The sequence below is a fragment of the Mesorhizobium sp. BH1-1-5 genome (assembly GCF_020165615.1).
Lineage (GTDB): Bacteria > Pseudomonadota > Alphaproteobacteria > Rhizobiales > Rhizobiaceae > Mesorhizobium.
Map to the genome: position 1 here is coordinate 78,112 of NZ_JAIUIM010000024.1, position 20,447 is coordinate 98,558.

Annotated in this window: 13 protein-coding genes; 9 read left to right on the plus strand and 4 right to left on the minus strand. The window is 64.9% G+C overall.

Features of this window, described 5'->3' with window-relative positions; genetic code table 11:
- Window positions 1-2: 2 nt before the first annotated feature.
- The 9 genes from LB572_RS26630 to LB572_RS26670 all read left to right on the plus strand — a co-directional run bounded on the left by LB572_RS26630 (window position 3) and on the right by LB572_RS26670 (window position 13,317).
- On the plus strand, window positions 3-734 hold the full coding sequence (locus LB572_RS26630; RefSeq protein ID WP_224669832.1) for a GXGXG domain-containing protein: 732 nt from the start codon (window positions 3-5) through the stop codon (window positions 732-734).
- A gap of 6 nt (window positions 735-740) precedes the next feature.
- Entirely contained in the window at window positions 741-2,069 is a 1,329-nt protein-coding gene (locus LB572_RS26635) for an FMN-binding glutamate synthase family protein (protein WP_140807626.1), read from the plus strand.
- Window positions 2,070-2,164: 95 nt separating this feature from the next.
- Window positions 2,165-3,472: a type III glutamate--ammonia ligase gene (gene glnT, locus LB572_RS26640; RefSeq protein ID WP_140807627.1), complete on the plus strand. Its 1,308-nt coding sequence runs from the start codon at window positions 2,165-2,167 to the stop codon at window positions 3,470-3,472.
- 92 nt (window positions 3,473-3,564) lie between these two features.
- Window positions 3,565-4,818 (plus strand): sarcosine oxidase subunit beta family protein, encoded by a 1,254-nt coding sequence (locus tag LB572_RS26645; RefSeq protein WP_224669833.1) that lies wholly within the window; start codon window positions 3,565-3,567, stop codon window positions 4,816-4,818.
- A gap of 10 nt (window positions 4,819-4,828) precedes the next feature.
- Entirely contained in the window at window positions 4,829-5,104 is a 276-nt protein-coding gene (locus tag LB572_RS26650) for a sarcosine oxidase subunit delta family protein (RefSeq protein WP_140807629.1), read from the plus strand.
- Window positions 5,104-8,085, plus strand: a complete 2,982-nt coding sequence (locus LB572_RS26655) for a sarcosine oxidase subunit alpha (RefSeq protein ID WP_224669834.1) — start codon at window positions 5,104-5,106, stop codon at window positions 8,083-8,085. The genes LB572_RS26650 and LB572_RS26655 overlap by 1 nt, the downstream gene beginning before the upstream one ends.
- Window positions 8,078-8,704: a sarcosine oxidase subunit gamma gene (locus tag LB572_RS26660; protein ID WP_224669835.1), complete on the plus strand. Its 627-nt coding sequence runs from the start codon at window positions 8,078-8,080 to the stop codon at window positions 8,702-8,704. Before LB572_RS26655 ends, LB572_RS26660 begins: the two co-directional genes overlap by 8 nt.
- Window positions 8,705-8,970: 266 nt before the next feature.
- Window positions 8,971-11,340: a DUF1989 domain-containing protein gene (locus tag LB572_RS26665; protein ID WP_224669836.1), complete on the plus strand. Its 2,370-nt coding sequence runs from the start codon at window positions 8,971-8,973 to the stop codon at window positions 11,338-11,340.
- A gap of 267 nt (window positions 11,341-11,607) precedes the next feature.
- Window positions 11,608-13,317 carry an APC family permease gene (locus tag LB572_RS26670; RefSeq protein ID WP_224669837.1) on the plus strand — a complete coding sequence of 570 codons (1,710 nt, stop codon included), beginning with the start codon at window positions 11,608-11,610 and terminating at the stop codon, window positions 13,315-13,317.
- Window positions 13,318-13,370: 53 nt separating this feature from the next.
- Here LB572_RS26670 and LB572_RS26675 read toward each other — a convergent pair whose 3' ends face one another.
- From LB572_RS26675 to LB572_RS26690, 4 genes are all read right to left on the minus strand, one after another.
- Window positions 13,371-14,720 carry an LLM class flavin-dependent oxidoreductase gene (locus LB572_RS26675; RefSeq protein ID WP_224669838.1) on the minus strand — a complete coding sequence of 450 codons (1,350 nt, stop codon included), beginning with the start codon at window positions 14,718-14,720 and terminating at the stop codon, window positions 13,371-13,373.
- A 197-nt stretch (window positions 14,721-14,917) separates the two neighbouring features.
- Window positions 14,918-18,073: an efflux RND transporter permease subunit gene (locus LB572_RS26680; RefSeq protein WP_224669839.1), complete on the minus strand. Its 3,156-nt coding sequence runs from the start codon at window positions 18,071-18,073 to the stop codon at window positions 14,918-14,920.
- 250 nt (window positions 18,074-18,323) lie between these two features.
- Window positions 18,324-19,451 carry an efflux RND transporter periplasmic adaptor subunit gene (locus LB572_RS26685; protein WP_412033592.1) on the minus strand — a complete coding sequence of 376 codons (1,128 nt, stop codon included), beginning with the start codon at window positions 19,449-19,451 and terminating at the stop codon, window positions 18,324-18,326.
- Between the two features lie 85 nt (window positions 19,452-19,536).
- Window positions 19,537-20,139, minus strand: a complete 603-nt coding sequence (locus LB572_RS26690; RefSeq protein WP_224669840.1) for a TetR family transcriptional regulator — start codon at window positions 20,137-20,139, stop codon at window positions 19,537-19,539.
- Window positions 20,140-20,447 lie beyond the last annotated feature (308 nt).

Sequence of the window (20,447 nt, forward strand, 5' to 3'; positions counted from 1 at the left end):
TCATGCCGGCAACCACGATGTCGAAGACCCAGCGCGAGCAAGGGCATGCGAGGGTCTTCGACCTGTCCGAACATTCGCTGCGCGAATTGAACCAGGCGCTGCACAAGCTCGCGCCTGGCTCGAACGAGACCGCTTGGGAAGTGCTCAACCCGAAGGGCAGCCACTCGGTCGCCGTCGGCGTCGACCAACCGGTCTCGATCGATGTGCGCGGCAGCGTCGGCTATTACTGCGCCGGCATGAATGACGGCGCCGCGATCACCGTGCACGGCTCGGCCGGCCCCGGCGTCGGCGAGAACATGATGTCGGGCTCGATCGTCATCAAGGGCGACGCCAGCCAGTATGCCGGTGCCACCGGCCGCGGCGGCCTGCTGGTCATCGAGGGCAACGCTTCGTCGCGCTGCGGCATCTCGATGAAGGGCATCGACATCGTCGTGCATGGCAATATCGGTCACATGTCGGCCTTCATGGCGCAATCCGGCAACCTGGTGGTGCTGGGCGATGCCGGCGATGCGCTGGGCGATTCCGTCTACGAGGCGCGGCTCTTCGTGCGCGGCAAGGTGGAAAGCCTGGGCGCCGACTGCATCGCCAAGGAGATGCGGCCGGAGCATATCGAATTGGTGCAGGGCCTGCTCGACAAGGCCGGCGTCACCGGCGTCAAGGCGTCGGAGTTCAAGCGCTACGGCTCGGCCCGCAAGCTCTACAATTTCAACATCGATAACGCCGACGCGTATTGAGGCAAGATGACCTACCGCAACCCGCCGACGACGCCGCGCAAATCCGCGACCTTCGACGACTACACGCTTTCCGAAATCCGCCGCGCGGCCGCGACCGGCATCTATGACATCCGCGGCGCCGGCGCCAAGCGCAAGCTGCCGCATTTCGACGACCTTCTGTTCCTCGGCGCGTCGATCTCGCGCTATCCGCTCGAAGGCTATCGCGAGCGCTGCGACACCTCGGTGGTGCTCGGCTCGCGCCATGCCAGGAAGCCGATCGAGCTGAAGATCCCGATCACCATCGCCGGCATGAGTTTCGGTTCTCTCTCCGGCCCGGCCAAGGAGGCCCTGGGGCGTGGCGCCACGCTGTCCGGCACCTCGACCACCACCGGCGACGGCGGCATGACCGAGGAAGAGCGCGGCCATTCCAAGCAGCTGGTCTATCAGTATCTGCCATCGCGCTACGGCATGAACCCGCGCGACCTGCGCCGCGCCGATGCCATCGAAGTGGTCGTCGGCCAGGGCGCCAAGCCGGGCGGCGGCGGCATGCTGCTCGGCCAGAAGATATCCGACCGCGTCGCCGAGATGCGCACGCTGCCCAAGGGCATCGACCAGCGCTCGGCCTCGCGCCATCCCGACTGGACCGGGCCGGACGATCTCGAGATCAAGATCCTCGAACTGCGCGAGATCACCGACTGGGAGAAGCCGATCTACGTCAAGGTCGGCGGCGCCCGCCCCTACTATGATACGGCACTGGCGGTGAAGGCCGGCGCCGACGTCGTGGTGGTCGACGGCATGCAGGGCGGCACCGCCGCGACCCAGGAAGTGTTCATCGAGAATGTCGGCCAGCCGACGCTTGCCTGCATCAGGCCGGCGGTGCAGGCGCTGCAGGACCTCGGCATGCACCGCAAGGTGCAGTTGATCGTCTCCGGCGGCATCCGCAACGGCGCCGATGTCGCCAAGGCGCTGGCGCTCGGCGTCGACGCGGTCTCGATCGGCACGGCGGCACTCGTCGCGCTGGGCGACAACGACCCCCGGTGGGAGGCGGAGTACAACGCGCTCGGCAGCACCGCCGGCGCCTATGACGACTGGCATGAGGGCCGCGACCCGGCCGGCATCACCACGCAGGACCCCGAGCTGATGAAGCGGGTCGACCCGATCGCGGCCGGACGGCGGCTGGCGAACTACCTCAAGGTGATGACGCTCGAAGCGCAGACGATTGCCCGCGCCTGCGGCAAGAACAGCCTGCACAATCTCGAGCCCGAGGATCTCGTCGCGCTCTCGATCGAGGCGGCCGCCATGGCCGGCGTGCCTTTGGCCGGCACCAACTGGATACCGGGGAGGAACGGCTTCTAGGACAACTCTGCCCGGAGTTGCGTCAAGGCAAATAGCTGGAGCGGGTCCTCCGCTCCAGGCAGCATCCGAAATACATAAGCGAGGGAACTACATAAATGGGGAACGATCTCGCCGCATTCGCCAAGGAGAACGGCGTCAAATATTTCATGATCTCCTACACCGACCTGTTCAGCGGCCAGCGCGCCAAGCTGGTGCCGGCGCAGGCGATCGCCGACATGCAGAAGGAAGGTGCCGGCTTTGCCGGTTTCGCGACATGGCTCGACCTGACGCCGGCGCATCCGGACATGCTGGCGGTGCCGGATCCGGATTCGGTGATCCAGTTGCCGTGGAAGAAGGACGTCGCCTGGGTGGCGGCCAACTGCATCATGGACGACAAGGAGGTCGACCAGGCGCCGCGCAACACGCTGAAGCGGGTGATCGCGGAGGCTGCGGCCGAGGGCATGCACGTCAAGACCGGCGTCGAGGCCGAGTTCTTCCTGATCTCGCCCGACGGCAGCGTGATCTCCGACCAGTACGACACGGCCTCGAAACCCTGCTACGACCAGCAGGCGGTGATGCGCCGCTATGACGTGATCGCCGAGATCTGCGACCATATGCTGGCGCTTGGCTGGGGCCCGTATCAGAACGACCATGAGGATGCCAACGGCCAGTTCGAGATGAACTGGAGGTTCGACGACGCGCTGCCGACCGCCGACAAGCACTCCTTCTTCAAATTCATGGTCAAGTCGATCGCAGAAAAGCATGGCCTGCGCGCGACCTTCATGCCGAAGCCCTTCCAGGGCCTGACCGGCAATGGCTGCCATGCCCATATCTCGGTTTGGGACAAGGCCGGCAAGACCAACGTCTTCGCCGACAATTCGATGGAGCTCGGCCTCTCCGCCAAGGGCAAGAACTTCCTCGGCGGCATCATGAAGCACGCCTCGGCCTTGGCCGCGATCACCAACCCGACGGTCAATTCCTACAAGCGCATCAACGCGCCGCGCACCATCTCGGGCGCGACCTGGGCGCCGAACACGGTGACCTGGACCGGCAACAACCGCACCCACATGGTGCGCGTGCCCGGCCCCGGCCGCTTCGAGCTGCGCCTGCCGGACGGCGCCGCCAACCCTTATCTGTTGCAAGCCGTGATCATCGCCGCCGGCCTCGACGGCATCCGCTCCAAGGCGGATCCCGGCAAGCGCTACGATATCGACATGTACCAGTACGGCCATACCGTGAAGGGCGCGCCGAAACTGCCGCTCAACCTGCTCGATGCGCTGCGCGAGTTCGACAAGGACAAATCGCTCAAGGCGGCGCTGGGTGAGGAATTCTCGTCGGCATATCTAAAGCTGAAGCACCAGGAATGGAATTCCTATGCTTCGCACTTCACGCAGTGGGAGCGCGACCACACGCTGGATATCTGACGGTCCTGTAGTGGAGCATGATGTCGTCCGAAAACCGCGTCACACTTTTCGGCATCATGCTCTAGCGGGGCGAGCGGCCTTGGAATGATTTCATGAAATATTCGATCTTCTCGCTCGCCCGCGCCGCCCTTTCCGGCCACAAGAACTGGCAGCCGACCTGGCGCGACGCGGCGCCCAAGGATCGCTACGATGTGGTGATCATCGGCGGCGGCGGCCATGGTCTCGCCACCGCCTGGTTCCTCGCCAGCGAGTTCGGTATCCGCAACGTCGCGGTGCTGGAAAAGGGCTGGATCGGTTCCGGCAATGCCGGCCGCAACACCACCATCATCCGCTCCAATTACGGCCTGCCCGGCAACACCGGCTTCTACGAATTGTCGATGAAGCTGTGGGAGAAGATGGAGCAGGACCTCAACTACAACGCGATGGTCAGCCAGCGCGGCGTGCTCAACCTCTACCACTCCGACGCGCAGCGCGACGCTTTCGCGCGGCGCGGCAACACGATGCGCATCAACGGCATCGACGCCGAGCTGCTCGATCAGGCAGCGCTGCGAAAGATGCTGCCGTTCCTGAATTTCGACAATGCGCGCTTCCCCGTGCAGGGCGGGCTGCTGCAGCGACGGGGCGGCACAGCGCGGCATGATGCCGTGGTCTGGGGCTACGCGCATGCGGCGAGCGAACTCGGCGTCGATATCATCCAGAATTGCGAGGTCACCGGCTTCACGCGCGACGCCAGCGGCAAGGTCACCGGCGTCGAGACCTCGCGCGGCAAGATCGGCGCCGGCAAGGTCGGCATGGCGGTGGCGGGTTCTTCCTCGCGCGTCGCGGCGATGGCGGGTCTTCGACTGCCAATCGAAAGCCATGTGCTTCAGGCCTTCGTCTCCGAAGCGATCAAGCCGCTGATCCCCGGCGTGATGACCTTCGGCGCCGGGCATTTCTATGTCAGTCAGTCGGACAAGGGCGGCCTTGTCTTCGGCGGCGACATAGACGGCTACAATTCCTATGCCCAGCGCGGCAATCTGCCGGTCATGGAAGATGTCTGCGAGGGCGGCATGGCGCTGATCCCGATGATCGGCCGTGTACGGCTGCTGCGCCAGTGGGGCGGCATCATGGACATGTCGATGGACGGCACGCCGATCATCGACAAGAGCCCGATCGACGGCCTCTACATCAATGCCGGCTGGTGCTATGGCGGCTTCAAGGCGACGCCGGGCTCAGGCTTGGTCTTTGCCCATCTCATCGCCCGCGATCAATCGCACAAGGAAGCCGCGCTGTTCCGCCTCGACCGCTTCCAGCGCGGCGCCATGATCGACGAGAAGGGCCAGGGCGCCCAACCGAACCTGCACTGAAGGCCCTGTCATGCGCATAGTCTGTCCCTTCTGCGGCGAACGCGAACTCGGCGAGTTCACCTATCTCGGCGACGCCAAGCCGCAACGCCCAGCGGCCGATGCCGGCGAGGAGGCTGTCTACGACTACGTCTATCTGCGCGACAACGTCGCCGGCGTAATGAGCGAGCATTGGTACCATGGCGGCGGCTGCCGAGCCTGGCTGAAGGTCACCCGCAACACGCTGACGCATGAGATTTCGGCCGTCGAGCCGGCGGCGGGCGCCGGCGCCGCCAAGGTTGGCGCGTGATGGCCGGCGATCAGACAAACCGACTGAATAATGGCGGTCTCATCGACCGCTCGACCGCGCTCAATTTCCGTTTCGACGGCAAGACTTTTTCGGGCTTCAAGGGCGACACGCTGGCCTCCGCGCTGGTTGCCAACGGAGTCAAGCTCGTCGGCCGCTCTTTCAAATATCATCGGCCGCGTGGCATCCTGACCGCCGGGTCGGAAGAGCCGAACGCGCTGGTCGAATTGCGCAGCGGCGCAAGGCGCGAGGCGAACACAAAGGCGACGACGGCCGAGCTTTATGAGGGCCTGGAAGCCGCCAGCCAGAACCGCTGGCCGTCGCTCAATTTCGACGTGATGTCTGTCAACCAGCTGTTCGCGCCGATCTTCGTCGCCGGGTTCTACTACAAGACCTTCATGTGGCCGGCGAAGTTCTGGGAAGCGATCTACGAGCCGGCGATCCGCCGCGCCGCCGGCCTCGGCCGCGCCGCGCAGGTCCCCGACCCCGACCACTACGAAAAGGCGTGGGCGCATTGCGACGTGGTGATCGCGGGCTCCGGCCCGGCGGGCCTGGCGGCTGCCCTTGCCGCCGCACGCAGCGGCGCGCGCGTCATCCTGTGCGAGGAGGATTTCGTTCTTGGCGGGCGGCTGCTGGCCGATGGCGACACGATCGACGGATTGCCGGCCGCCGAATGGGTTGCGCGCGCGGTTGCCGAGCTGACGGCGATGCCGGATGTGCGCATCATGACGCGCACGACTTTGTTCGGCGTCTATGATGGCGGCACCTATGGCGCGATCGAGCGCGTCAACGACCATCTGCCAACACCGCCCGAGCATCAGGTGCGCCAGCGTCTATGGCGCATTGTGGCCAGGCGCTGCGTGGTCGCCGCCGGCTCGATCGAACGTCCCATCGTCTTTGCCGGCAACGACACGCCCGGCGTGATGATGGCGTCGGCCATGCGCAGCTATATCAACCGCTACGCCGCCACACCGTCCAGGCGCATCGCGCTCTTCACCAACAACGAGGATGGCTGGCGCACGGCCGAGACGGCGATTGCCGCCGGACTGCAGGTGGCGGCGGTGATCGACGCGCGGCCGGATGTTTCGCCGGCGCATCGCTCGCTTGCCAGCAAGGGCGGCTTCCCGGTGCTGCATGGCGCGGTTGCCGGCGTCGATGGCGGCAAGGGCGGGGTGCGCAAGATTTCCGTGTCGCTGACCGGCGGCGCGCGCGCCGAGGTCGAGGCCGACGGGCTTGCCGTCTCAGGCGGCTGGAACCCGGCGGTCGGCCTCACCTCCTACCATCGCGGCCGGCCGAAATGGCGCGACGACATCGCAGCCTTCGTGCCGGACGGCGCACCGCCCGGCATGGTCGCCGCGGGTGCGGCCAACGGCGCCTTCGGGCTTGGCGCGGGCCTGCGCGAAGGGTTCGAAGCCGGCGCCGCCGCGGCACGCGATGCCGGACGCAGCGGCAATATCGGATCGATGCCTGTCGCCGACGACGAAGCCTTTTCGATCACCCCCCTCTGGCATGTCGCCGGCAAGGGCAAGGCCTTCGTCGACCAGCAGCACGACGTCACCGCTTCCGACGTCGAGCTGGCGCAGCGCGAAGGTTTTCAATCGGTCGAGCATCTGAAGCGTTACACGACGCTCGGCATGGCGACCGACCAAGGCAAGACATCGAATGTCGCCGGTCTCGCCATCATGGCCGCCGTCAGCGGCAAATCGATCCCGGAGACGGGCACGACGATCTATCGGCCGCCCTATGTGCCGGTCGCCATCGGCGCCTTCGCCGGCCATCACCGCGACGAGAATTTCCACGCGACGCGGCTGACGCCATCGCATCACTGGGCGGCCGAACAGGGCGCCATCTTCGTCGACACGGGTCTCTGGAAGCGCGCGCAGTGGTATCCGCGCGCCGGCGAGAAGGACTGGCTGGAATCGGTCACCCGCGAGGTCAAAACGGTGCGCTCAGGCGTCGGCTTCTGCGATGTCTCGACGCTCGGCAAGATCGACGTGCACGGGCCCGATGCCGGTGCCTTCCTCGATCGCGTCTACATCAACGCCTTCTCCAGCCTCGCCGTCGGCAAGGCGCGCTACGGGCTGATGCTGCGCGAGGACGGCATCGTTTATGACGACGGCACGACCTCGCGACTGGCCGAGGACCATTATTTCCTGACCACCACGACGGCCAAGGCCGGGCTGGTGATGCAGCATCTGGAATTCTGCCGCCAGGTGCTGTTCCCCGAACTCGACGTGCAGCTCACCTCGGTCTCAGACCAGTGGGCGCAGTTCTCGATCGCCGGGCCGAAGACCCGCGATCTGCTCAAGGAGATCGTCGACCCGGCCGAGGACCTGTCGAACGAAGGCTTCCCGTTCATGGGCGCGCGCGAGGTCAAACTGCGCGGCGGCCTGAAGGCCAGGCTGTTCCGCATCTCCTTCTCCGGCGAGATGGCGTTCGAGATTTCGGTGCCGGCGCGCTACGGCGAAGCCATGGCGCGCAACCTGATGATTGCCGGCAAGCCGTTCGGCGTGACGCCCTACGGCACCGAGGCGCTCGGCGTGATGCGCATCGAAAAGGGCCATGTCGCCGGACCGGAACTCAACGGCACGACCACGGCGGGCGATCTCGGCCTCGGCAAGATGATGTCGACCAAGAAGGATTTCATCGGCCGCGTCATGGCCGGCCGCGAGGCGCTGGTCGCGCCGAACCGGCAGGTGGTCGTCGGCATCAAGCCGACCGACAAGGCACGCCGCTTGCGCTCCGGCGCGCATATCATCCCGAAGGAGGAAACACCCGGCCCCGGCAACGACCAGGGCTATGTCACCTCGGTATGCTTCTCGCCGGTGCTCGACCAGTGGATCGGGCTCGGCCTTGTCGAGCGCGGCCGCGAGCGCATCGGCGAGGTCGTGCGCGCGCATGATCCGCTGCGCGGCGAGGACTATGATGTCGAGCTCTGCAATTCCGTCTTCTACGATCCGGATGGAGGGCGTCAGCGTGGCTGATTTTTCCTGGGATATCCGCAGCCCGCTCGACCGCGCGCTGACCAGTGGACCTTATGGCGCGCAAGGCGAAGCCGGCGTGTCGCTCACCGAAATCCGCGATTTCGGCCTCGTGCAGGTGATGGCGCGGCGTGGCAAGGCCGGGGAGATGGCCAAGGCAGCGAAGGCACAGTTCGGCGTCGCCGCGCCGGAAACGCCCAAGGCGGTCGACACGGCCGACGCGACGCTGATCTGGTCGGGGCCGGACCAGTTCCTGGTGCTGTCCAAGGGCGGCAAGCACACGATGGAAAGCCTGGCTCCCGCCTTTGCCGGTTCGGCTTCGCTGTCCGACCAATCGCATGCGCGGGCGCTGATCAGCGTCTCCGGCGAGAAGGCGTGCGCGATGCTCGCCAAGCTGTCGTCAATCGACCTGCATCCTGATGTGTTCGCAGTCGGCGCGGCGGCGGCGACCTCGATGGATCACACCAGCGTCACGCTGTGGCGCGGCAAGGATCGGGCGGATAGACAGTCAGTGTTCAACCTGCTGGTGTTCGCGACTTTCGCCGAGAGCCTGTGGCACACGATTCTGGACTCGGCCGCGGAGTATGGCGCGACGATCGGCCATTCCGAGGAGTTGGCGTAGCAGTGCGCCTTTCCCTTCTCCCCTTGCGGGAGAAGGTGTCGCCGTAGGCGACGGATGAGGGGTGCTCCAGGAAACGCCAACCTCTCACTCCGCTGGAACACCCCTCATTCGTCTCGGCGCTAACGCGCCGATCCACCTTCTCCCACAAGGGGAGAAGGGGAAGTCAGCGCCTCCCGCCTTGCCAAATGCTATTGCCCTGCTATTCTCTCAGCGAAAATAATTTTACCCTTAGGCAAACTTGTTTCTCGCTCGGAGGAGGGTTTGAGATGAGCCAGTCGCCCTACCCTGCCGTCCTGTCTGGACCGCCGCGTCCGAGCCTGATCCTGAGGCCGGGCGAGATCAGCCTGCCGCCGGGCATGGAGCGCTATACCGTGCAAGGCAATGGCGCCGTGCTGATCGACGTCGAGGCCGGCGACAGCGTCAGCGTGACGAATGTCGAGGGCGGCCAGCCTTGTGAATTGCTGGCCTGGGACAAGTCCGGGGTCAGCGATCCCGGCATTTTCGGCGAGCGCTCGAACAGCAATGCCGCCGGCATAAAGGCGCTGCTTGCCGAAGGCGACGACAGCCTCGCAGCGCTGCGGCTCAGCCTTGAGCGCCGCAAGGTACAGCTCGACCAGCCGAAGGCCGTGCGCGTGTTCGGCGGCGCGACGCCCGCCGGCACCGAGCAGAGTTTTGCGGCCCAGCGCGAGGGCGCATTGCTGATCGCGGCGCCCGGCGGGCCGATGCTGGTCGACGGTCACAACACCGCGACGCCCCTGACCGTTATGGTGCGCCGCGTCACGATCCGGCTGAAGACGAGAGGGCAACTCGCCGATCCGCTCGCCGATCCCGTGCTCGATCTTCGCGTGAGGTCCGCGACCGCCGAATCCTATTTCGTCAAGGCCGGCGACTACCTGCAGATCATCGACGTCGACGGCCGGCAATGCACCGACTTCCAGTGCTTTTCGGCGCGCAAGCTGGACAAGGGCCGCGACCTGCCGCTCGACGTGACGACGACGCGCACGCTGATGGGCTCGGCCTATCCGATGCCCGGGCTGCATTCGAAATATTATGACCAGGACATGGAGCCGCTGGTCGAGGTGGTGCAGGACACATGCGGCCGGCACGACGCTTTCGCGCTCGCCTGCGCCGCCAAATATTACGACGACATCGGCTATCCCGGTCACACCAACTGCTCGGAGAATTTCAACAAGGCGCTCTCGGACAAGGGCGTGACGCCCCGCGCCGGCTGGATGGCGATCAACTTCTTCTTCAACACAGCGATCGACGCGCATGGCGTGATGGTGTCGGACGAGCCGTGGTCGCGGCCGGGCGATTATGTGCTCTTGCGCGCGCTGACCGACATCGTCTGCGTGTCCTCGGCCTGCCCCGACGACACCACGCCCGCCAATGGCTGGGACCTCACCGACATCCATGTGCGCAGCTATTCCGGCCAGCACAAATTTTCGCGAGCGATCGCCAGACGCATGAAGCCCGACTCGGAACCGAAAATGACCCGCGAGACAGCCTTTCATTCGAGCTTTGCCAAGCACACGCGCGACTTCGTCGAATACAGGGGCTATTGGCTCGCCAATTCCTTCGCCAAGGAAGGGCCTATCGCCGAATACTGGGCCTGCCGGCAGGACGCCGTGATCATGGACCTGTCGCCGCTGCGCAAGTTCGAGGTCACCGGGCCGGATGCCGAAGCGCTGCTGCAATACACGCTGACCCGCGACGTCAAGAAGCTCGGCGTCGGCCAGGTCGTCTATACGGCGATGTGCTACGAGCATGGCGGCATGATCGACGACGGCACGCTGCTCAGGCTCGGCAAGGACAATTTCCGCTGGGTCGGCGGCGACGATCTTTCCGGCGAGTGGCTGCGCGAGACCGCCAAGAAACTCGGCCTCAACGTGCTGGTGCGCTCCTCCACCGACCAGATGCACAACATCGCCGTGCAAGGCCCCAAGAGCCGCGACATTTTGAATGAAGTCGTCTGGACCTCGCCGGTGCAGCCCTCGATCGGCGAGCTCGAATGGTTCCGCTTCGCGGTGGCGCGTATCGGCGGCGGCAACGGGGTTCCGGTCGTGGTCTCGCGCACCGGCTATACGGGCGAGCTCGGCTACGAGATCTGGTGCCATCCGCGCGACGCCGAAAAGGTGTTCGACGCGATTTGGGAAGCCGGACAGCCGCACGGGCTGAAGCCGATGGGCCTGCAGGCGCTCGACATGGTGCGTATCGAGGCCGGACTGATCTTCGCCGGCTACGAATTCTCCGACCAGACCGATCCGTTCGAGGCCGGCATCGGCTTCACCGTGCCGCTGAAGACCAAGGCCGACGATTTTGTCGGCCGCGACGCGCTGATCCGGCGCAAGGAGCACCCGCAGTACAAGCTCGTCGGGCTCGACATCGATGCCAACGTGGCCGTCGGCCACGGCGACTGCGTGCATGTCGGCCGCGCCCAGATCGGCGTCGTCACCTCAGGCATGCGCTCGCCGGTGCTCTGCAAGACCATCGCGCTGGCAAGACTCGACGTCACCCATGCCGAGATTGGCACGGAGGTCGAGATCGGCAAACTCGACGGTCAGGCCAAGCGACTGCCCGCGCGCGTCGTGGCCTTCGCCCATTACGATCCGCAAAAGACCAAGCCGCGCTCCTGAAAAGTCCCGTCCCCGATACGCCTCCCAAGGCGATGTCCGACCGTCGCCGGCCGCCACCGGCGGCGATCGGATCGATGTTTCGCAAGCGTGATGTGCATGACATTCACAAAACGCTTGACGCGAAAGCGCGTCGGATCAATCTTCACTCTTAAGAAAAAAATACGACTGAGTGGAAACACGACGGGTCGACGGTGATTGCCGGGGAGCAAGCTTCGCGAAGGCCGAAGCGTCGCCGGCGGGGAACAGAAAAAGGGGTAGACACAAGATATGAGCACGATAAGCACGGCCCTGGAGCAGCCTGCCGAGAGCAAGCTGCTCAGGCACATCGACTGGCGTGGCGCCTTCTGGGTGGCAAGCGGTGTTCCGGCACTGGTCCTGTTCTCGATCGGCGGCATTGCCGGCACGACAGGAAAGCTCGCCTTCCTGATCTGGACGGTGTCCATGATCATGGGTTTCCTGCAGTCCTTCACCTATGCCGAGATCGCCGGCCTGTTCCCGAACAAGTCGGGTGGTGCCTCGATCTACGGCGCCACGGCATGGCTGCGCTACTCGAAATTCATCGCGCCGCTGTCGGTGTGGTGCAACTGGTTCGCTTGGACGCCGGTGCTGTCGCTCGGCTGCTCCATCGCCGCCGCCTATATCCTCAACGCGCTGGCGCCGGTGCCAATCTTCACCGACACCTCGCCGGAGGTGGCCGCCTACATCGCCGCGCATGCCGGAACCGCTCCCGCCGATGCGATCGCCGCCGTCACGACCGCAGCGACGCCGGCGATCCGCACATGGTCGCTGTGGGGCCACACGCTTGGCCCGGTGTCGTTCACCTTCAACGCCACCTTCTTCATCGGCGCGGTGCTGATGCTGATCATCTTCTCGATCCAGCATCGCGGCATCCTCGGCACGGCCAGTGTGCAGAAATATATCGGCCTGCTCGTCATCATCCCGATGCTGATCGTCGGTGTCGTGCCGATCTTCACCGGCCAGATCGACTGGGCGAATTTCTCGCCGCTGGTGCCGCTGGCCGCCGCTTATGCGCCCGATCCCGGCTCGTGGAACATTGCCGGCTGGACGCTGGCGCTCGGCGGCATGTTCATCGCCGCATGGTCGACCTACGGCTTCGAAACCGCGGTCTGCTACACGTCGGAATTCAAGAACCCCGGCACCGACACCTTCAAGGCGATCTTCTACTCCGGCCTGCTTTGCATGCTCTTGTTCATCCTGGTGCCCTTCACCTTCCAGGGCGTGCTGGGCCTGAACGGCATGCTGGCGACGCCGATCGTCGACGGCTCGGGCGTCGCAGACGCGCTGGCCGGCATGGTCGGCGGCGGCAGGCTGATCCACAGCCTGCTGGTCATGCTGATGATCCTGGCGCTGGTGCTCTGCATCATGACGGCGATGGCCGGCTCCTCGCGCACGCTCTACCAGGGCTCGGTCGACGGCTGGCTGCCGCGCTATCTCAGCCACGTCAACGAGCATGGCGCGCCGACGCGGGCCATGTGGACCGACCTCTGCTTCAACCTGGTCGTGCTGGCCATCGCCTCGGCCGACGCGACGAGCTTCTTCTTCATCCTCGCCGTGTCGAACTGCGGCTACATCATCTTCAACTTCCTCAACCTCAATGCCGGCTGGATCCACCGCATCGACAACGGCCACATCAACCGTCCCTGGAAGGCGCCGACCTGGCTGCTCGGCATCGGCGCCATCTTCGCCTATGTCAACGCGATCTTCATGGGCGCCGGCGCCAAGGTGTGGAACCCGATGGCGCTGTGGGCCGGCCTGATCACGGCGGCCTTGATCATCCCGGTGTTCTGCTTCCGCCACTACTTCCAGGACAAGGGCAAGTTCCCCGAGCACATGCTGGCCGACCTCGGCATGGCGGGAGCCGACCTCTCGGTCAAGAAGGCCGGCATGCTGCCTTACCTGACACTGATCGCCGGCGTGGTGGTGATGCTGATCGCCAACTGGGTGTTCGTCATCTGACACGGCAACCTGAAAGGAAACGGGCGCGCTCCGGCGCGCCCGTTTCATTTGGATCAGCCCACCTTGCGGACCGCCGGCTCTTCGAAAAACCGGTTCGGCGGCCGCGTCAGGCCGAGATTCTCGCGCAGCGTCGATCCTTCATACTCACGCCTGAATATCCCGCGCCGCTGCAGCTCGGGCACGACCTTTTCGGCGAAATCATCCAGGCCGGCGGGCAGGTAGGGAAACATGACATTGAAGCCATCGGAACCACCGGTGAGCAGCCATTCCTCCATCTCGTCGGCGATGGTCATGGGTGTGCCGACGAAGGCCAGGCCCGAATAGCCGCCGAGTCGCTGGGCGAGCTGGCGAACAGTGAGGCTCTCTTTTCTCGCCAACTCGATGACGCGCTCGCGGCTGCTTTTCGAGGCATTGGTGTCCGGCACGTCCGGCAGCGGACCGTCGGGATCGAAGCTGGAGGCATCGTGGCCGAGAGCGATCGACAGCGAGGCGATGCCGCTCTCGTAGTAGACGAGGCTGTCGAGCTTGGCGCGTTTGGCTCGCGCCTCCTCGACGCTATCGCCGACGACGACGAAGGCTCCAGGCAGGATCTTGATATCGTCGCGCGAACGGCCGAGCTTTTCCGTGCGGCCTTTGACGTCGGCAAAGAAACGCTGCCCGGCCAAGAGGTCGGACGGTGCCGCGAAGATCACCTCGGCGGTTTCAGCGGCCAGTTGGCGTCCGGCGTCGGACGCGCCGGCCTGGACGATGACCGGCCAGCCCTGCACCGGCCGCGCGATGTTGAGCGGGCCGCGCACCGACAGATGCTCGCCCTTGTGGTCGAGCACATGCAGTTTCGATGTATCGAAATAGAGCCCGCTCTCCGCGTCACGGATGAAGGCGTCGTCGGCAAAGCTGTCCCACAGCCCGGTCACGACATCGTAGAACTCGCGCGCCCGGTGGTAGCGCTCGTCGTGCTCGACATGCTCGTCGAGGCCGAAGTTGAGCGCGGCGTCGGGATTGGAGGTGGTGACGATGTTCCAGCCGGCGCGGCCGCCGCTGATATGGTCGAGCGACGCGAAGCGCCGCGCAATATGATAGGGCGCGTCGAAGGTGGTCGATGCGGTTGCGACAAGGCCGATATGATCGGTGACGGCGGCGAGCGCCGACAGCAGCGTGAACGGCTCGAAGGAGGTGACCGTGTGGCTGCGCCGCAGCGCCTCGATCGGCATGTTGAGCACGGCCAGGTGGTCAGCCATGAAGAAGGCGTCGAATTTCGCGGCCTCGAGCGTTTGGGCAAAACGCTTCAGATGCGCGAAGTTGAAATTGGCGTCGGGATAAGCGCCCGGATAGCGCCAGGCGCCGGTGTGAAGACTGACGGGACGCATGAAGGCGCCGAGTCGCAATTGCCGTTTTTCTGACATGGGGATGATCCAGCGATGACGAGCGTTGTCGCTCCGATATTCCGCGCAGGATCGGCCCGCGTCGAGCCAGAGAAAAGGAATTCTGTTTTGCGAAAGCCTCGCCGCGGAGCATTTTTCGCCCGGCGAGACCCCTGGATGCGGATCATCCGCCACCGGCTTTCACCGACGGCGGATGATCCAGGTTGCCACGTCTATTTCTATTCCGCAGCCAAGGCCAGCTGCGGTCTTTCGATGCCTTCGACCTTCTCCGGCTCGGGCGATTGCTCGTCGGTCCTGGCCTTCTTGGGCGCGCGGCCGAAGAACAGGGCGTAGCCGGCAGGCAGCACCAGGATGGTGAGCACGGTGGCGACGAGAATGCCGCCCATCATGGCGTAGGCGAGCGGACCCCAGAACACGGCGCGCGAGATCGGGATCAGCGCCAGGACCGCGGTCAGCGCTGTCAGCATGATCGGCCTGAAGCGGCGCACGGCTGCACCCACGATCGCTTCCGATCGCTCCATGCCGGCCGCAATATCCTGGTCGATCTGGTCGACCAGGATGATCGAGTTGCGCATGATGATGCCGAGCAGCGCGATGACACCGAGGATGGCGACGAAGCCGAACGGCGCACCGCTGATCAGAAGTGCCGCGGCGGCGCCGATGATGCCCAGCGGACCGGTGGCCAGGACCAGCATCGATTTGCCGAAATGCTGCAGCTGGACCATCAGGAGCACGACGATGATGGCGAGCATGATCGGCGCCTTGGCGGCGATCGAGGCCTGGCTTTCGGCCGAATCCTCGGCGCCGCCCTGGATCTCGACCTTGTAGCCGGGCGCAAGGCCGGCGCGCAGGTCCTTCATGTCGTTGTACATCTTGGTGACGACGTCGTTCGACTGCACGCCATCCGGCAGCGTGGCGCGCACGCTGATCGTCGGCAGGCGGTCGCGCCGCCATTCGATGCCCTGCTCCATGACAGGTACGACCTTGGCCACCTGCGACAGCGGCACCGAGCCGCCGAAGTCGGTCGGGATGTAGACCGAGTCGACCGAGGACAAGAGATGGCGGGTCGCGTCCGGTTCGCGGGCGACGATGGAGACCGTCTCCTCGCCGTCGCGGAAGTCGTCGAGCGGCGCGCCGGACATGGTGGCCTGCAGCATCTGGCGGATGCGCTGCGAGGTGACGCCAAGGGCACGAGCGCGATCCTGGTCGATCACCAGCTTCATCGCCGGCACCGGCTCCAGCCAGTCGTCATGGATGGCGCCGAGCAGCGGGTTGGCCTGGAACTTCGCCTTCACCTCGTCGGCGATGCGGCGCACCTCCTTGCGGTCCGGACCCATGATGCGCATCTGCACCGGCCAGCCGGTCGGCGGACCGAGGAAGAGCCGGTCGACCTTGCCGCGGATCGAGGGGAAGTCCTGCGCCAGGATCTTGCGCATCTTGACGATCAGCCGCTCGCGCGCCGGCTCGTCCTTGGCCATCACCAGGAGTTGGGCGAAGTTGGGATTGCGGAGCTGCTGGTCGAGCGGCAGGAAGAAGCGCGGCGCGCCCTCGCCGATATAGGTGGCGATGAAGTGCTTGTCGGGATCGTCCGCCATCCTGACTTCGAACGCCTTGGCCTGCTTCTCGACCTCCTTGATCGAGGTGCCTTCCGGCAGCCAGAGATCGACCAGGATTTCCGGACGCGAGGATTGCGGGAAGAAATTCTGCGGGATGAACTGGAAGGCCCACAGGCTGGTGGCGAAGGTGACCAGCGTCATCACCAGCACGATGATGCGGTGGCGCACGGCCCAGGTGACGGTGGCGCGCAGGCGGCGGTAGAAGCCGGTGTCGAAGACATCGTGGTGGGTGCCGGCATGCTTGCGCTGCTTGAGGATCATGTAGCCCAGCCACGGCGTGAAATAGACCGCGACGAACCACGACACGATCAGCGCGATGCCGACGACGTAGAACAGCGTGCGCACATATTCGCCGGCGGTGGAGGCGGCAAAGCCGACCGGGATGAAGCCCGCCGTGGTGATCAGCGTGCCGGTGAGCATCGGGAAAGCTGTCGAGGTATAGGCAAAGCTCGCCGCCTCGATCTTGACCAACCCCTCCTCCAGCTTTCGCTCCATCATCTCGACGACGATCATGGCGTCATCGACCAGCAGGCCGAGCGCGATAATCAACGCGCCGAGCGAGATGCGCTGCAGGTCGATGCCGATCTCGTACATGATGGCGAAGGTCGCGGCCAAGACCAGCGGGATGGCGATGGCTATCACCAGGCCCGAGCGCCAGCCGATCGACAGGAACGACACGATAAGCACGATGAGCAGCGCTTCGCCGAGCGCCTCCATGAACTCGTTCACGGCATCCTTGACGACCTGGGGCTGGTCGGAGATCTGGTCGACCGAAACGCCGTAGGGCAGCCCCGCCTCGAAGCGCTGGTAGGTCGCCTCGACATCCTTGCCGACGTCCCTGACGTTGAAGCCCTTGGCCATGACGACGCCGAGCTGGACGCTCTCATGGCCGTTGAAAAGGTATTTGTTGTCATAAGGATCCTGAAGGCCGGAGGTGACGGTGGCTATGTCGCCGAGGCGCGTCACCTGGTTGCCGGAGCGCAGCCTCAGCTCGCGGATATCCGCGGCCTTGGTGACGTCGCCCTCGACCGAGATGCGCACTGAGCGCAGGCCGGTGTCGACCGAGCCCGCCGGGTCGACAGCGTTCTGCCCTTTCACGGCGTTCTGCAGGTCGACGATGGTCAGGCCGCGCTCGGCCAGCGCCTTGGACGAGACGTCGATATAGATCTTCTCCGGCTGGTCGCCGATGATGACGGCCTTTTCGACGCCGGGCGTCGTCAACAGCATGTCGCGCGCCTGGATGGCGAATTTCTTCAGCTCCGGATAGGTGAAGCCGTCGCCGCTGATCGAATGCAGCGTGATGAAAGTGTCGCCGAACTCGTCATTGAAATATGGACCGAGCAGGCCCTGCGGCAAGTCGCTTGAAATGTCGCCGACCTTCTTGCGCACCTGATAGAAGGCGTCCTTCACCTCCTCGGCATTGGTGTCGCCTTTGACCTGGAGCGTGATGATGGCGCTGCCGGCGCGGGTGTAGGAGCGCACGAAATCGAGATGCGGCGTTTCCTGCAGCTTGCGCTCGATCTTGTTGACGACCTGGTCTTCCATGTCCTGGATCGAGGCGCCCGGCCAGATCGCCTGCACCACCATGACGCGGAAGGTGAAGTCGGGATCTTCCTTCTGGCCCATGCGCATCAGGCCGAGCGCGCCGGCCAGGATGATCAGCCCGAACAGGAAGCGGGCGATGCTCGGATGTCCGATCGCCCAGCGCGAGAGGTTGAAGGGCCGCTTTTCAGCGCTGCTGTCGGTCGTGGTGGTCATGGCGCAAGTCCAGTCCAATTGATCGGCAGGCACGCCAGGCGTGCTGCCCACGAATTTTCTCGATCGGGTTTCCGGGCGGCGCGCCCCCTCAAGCGGAGAGAGACTCGCAAATCGCGCTGGACGCGGCACTGCTGCGGGGGAAGCCAACATGCCGGCATCTCACGATCGGGCGTCCGCCGCCCGGAACCCATGCCCTCCCCGGCTCGCGGCTCAACGCAGCGAGAGCGGGAACGGCGTCTATCTCGCCTGGTTAGTGCAGGCTGCTGGTCGCGACGTCATCCGCCGAGGCGGATTGCTGGGCGTCGCCTGAAAGCTTGACCTTCAGGTTTTCGGTCATGAACTGCGTGCCGGCCGCGACCACGACATCGCCCTGCTTCAGGCCGTCTGCCACGGCGACGCCGTCAGCAGTAAAGTTGGCGACCTTGATCTGGCGCGGATGCACCGTGTCGGAGGCGCGATCGACCGTCCAGACGATCTGCTTGCCGTCCTTCTCAGTCATCGCGGTCAGCGGGATCGACACGAGTTGCGCCTTGCTGCCGACGATCGCCTGGACATTGGCGGTCATGCCGAGCAGCACGCGCGGATCGTTGGGCAGCGAGACCCGGACAGCGAAGGTGCGCGACTGCGGATCGGCGCTGCCGGCGACCTCGCGGACCTTGCCGTCGAGGGCGAGCCCTTCGTCCGACCAGAAGCTGGCCTTGACCTCCTTGCCGGGCTTGAAGCCGGCGATGTCCATCTCCGGCACCGCGATCGACACTTCCTTCTCGCCATCGACCGCGACGGTCATGACCGGCGTGCCGGCGGCGACCACCTGGCCGACATCGGCGGAGATGGCGGTGACGATACCGTTCTTGCTGGCTTTCAGATCGGCGTATTGAACCTGATTCTGCGCCTGGGCCAGCGTCGAACGGGCGGCATCGCGCGTCGCCACCGCCTGGTCGTAGGTCAGCCGCGCCTGGTCGAGCTGAGACTTCGGCGCGAAGTTCTTGGCATAGAGCTGCTCGGCGCGCTTCCTGGCGAGGTCGACGGTCTCGACCTGGCGCTCGGCGGCATCGAGGCTGGCCGCAGCGCTCTTCACCGACAATTCGTAATCGGAAGGATCGACGCGGGCGAGCACGTCGCCCTCATTCACGTGCTGGCCGATATCGACCAGGCGCTCGGTGACCTTACCGGCGATGCGGAAGCCGAGATTCATCTCGGTGCGGGCGCGCACCGAACCGGAATAGTCGAGCTGACGGGTGGTCTGCGCCTCGCCGATCTCGACCACCTTGACCGGCCGGGCGACTTCCTGGACGACCTCGACCTTCTCCTGGCTGCAGCCGGCAAGGCCGAGCACTGCTGCGATGACGGCGGCGGTTGGGAGGCCGGCGGCCGGCAGCCTGCGGAGGATGGAACTGGACAAAGACACCTTAGCACTCCCGAACTGGAGATGATCTGTCGAAACCGCACCCGGCGGGCGGCGGCTATTTCAAGGCTCTGATGGCGTAGTTGATAAGTTCGTCGGGCATCGCCCGGTTGGTCTTGGCGAGGCACTGCGCCACCATCTGCGGGTGGCACAGAATAACGGTCGAAGCGCCGAAGCAGCGCGAGGCCGTTTCGGGATCCTGCTGCCTGAACTCGCCGGCCTCGATGCCCTCGCGGATCACCTCGGCGTAGAGGTCGTGGATGCTGTTGACATGCTTGTCGATGACGGACCAGTCGCGCTCCAGCGCGACGATGACCATCTCATGCACCTTCTCCTGGTCGAGCATGACCTCGAGCGTCATCTTGTACTGGGCATGGATGTATCTGCGCAGCCGCTCCTCGGCGCTGACGGGCAGGTGCATGATCTCGTAGGCCATCTTGTAGCTGGCGCCGAGCATGCGGCCGCACACGGCCTGATGTATCTCGACCTTGGAGGCAAAGAAGCGGTAGATGTTGGCCGGCGACATGCCGAGCTCGCGGGCGATGTCGGCGACATTGGTCTTGCCGTAGCCGTAGTGACGGAACAGCCGCTCGGCGCAGTCGAGAATGCGGGTCACATTCTCCTGTCTGGCGGGGTCTGCCACGATGTTGGCTTCGGACATGGCGCTTTCGTTTGATAATTGACGAATTTCAATTTTCGTCAGTCGTAAAACGAAAGAAGCGAGGAGTCAACGCGAAATCGACGTACACGCATAATTGGTGACAGATGGTGACAGTTGCGAGGGGCGACGGGGGTGACGAGAAAGAGAATATTCTCAAGCGCCGCGATCCTTACCCCCTCTGTCCTGCCGGACATCTCCCCCGCAAGGGGGAGATTAGCAGGTTCAGCGACGGCGCTTCACCTTGCGACGCTGATGGTTGGCGAAAGCGGTGACGAGATTAATCTCCCCCGCAAGGGGGAGATTAATCT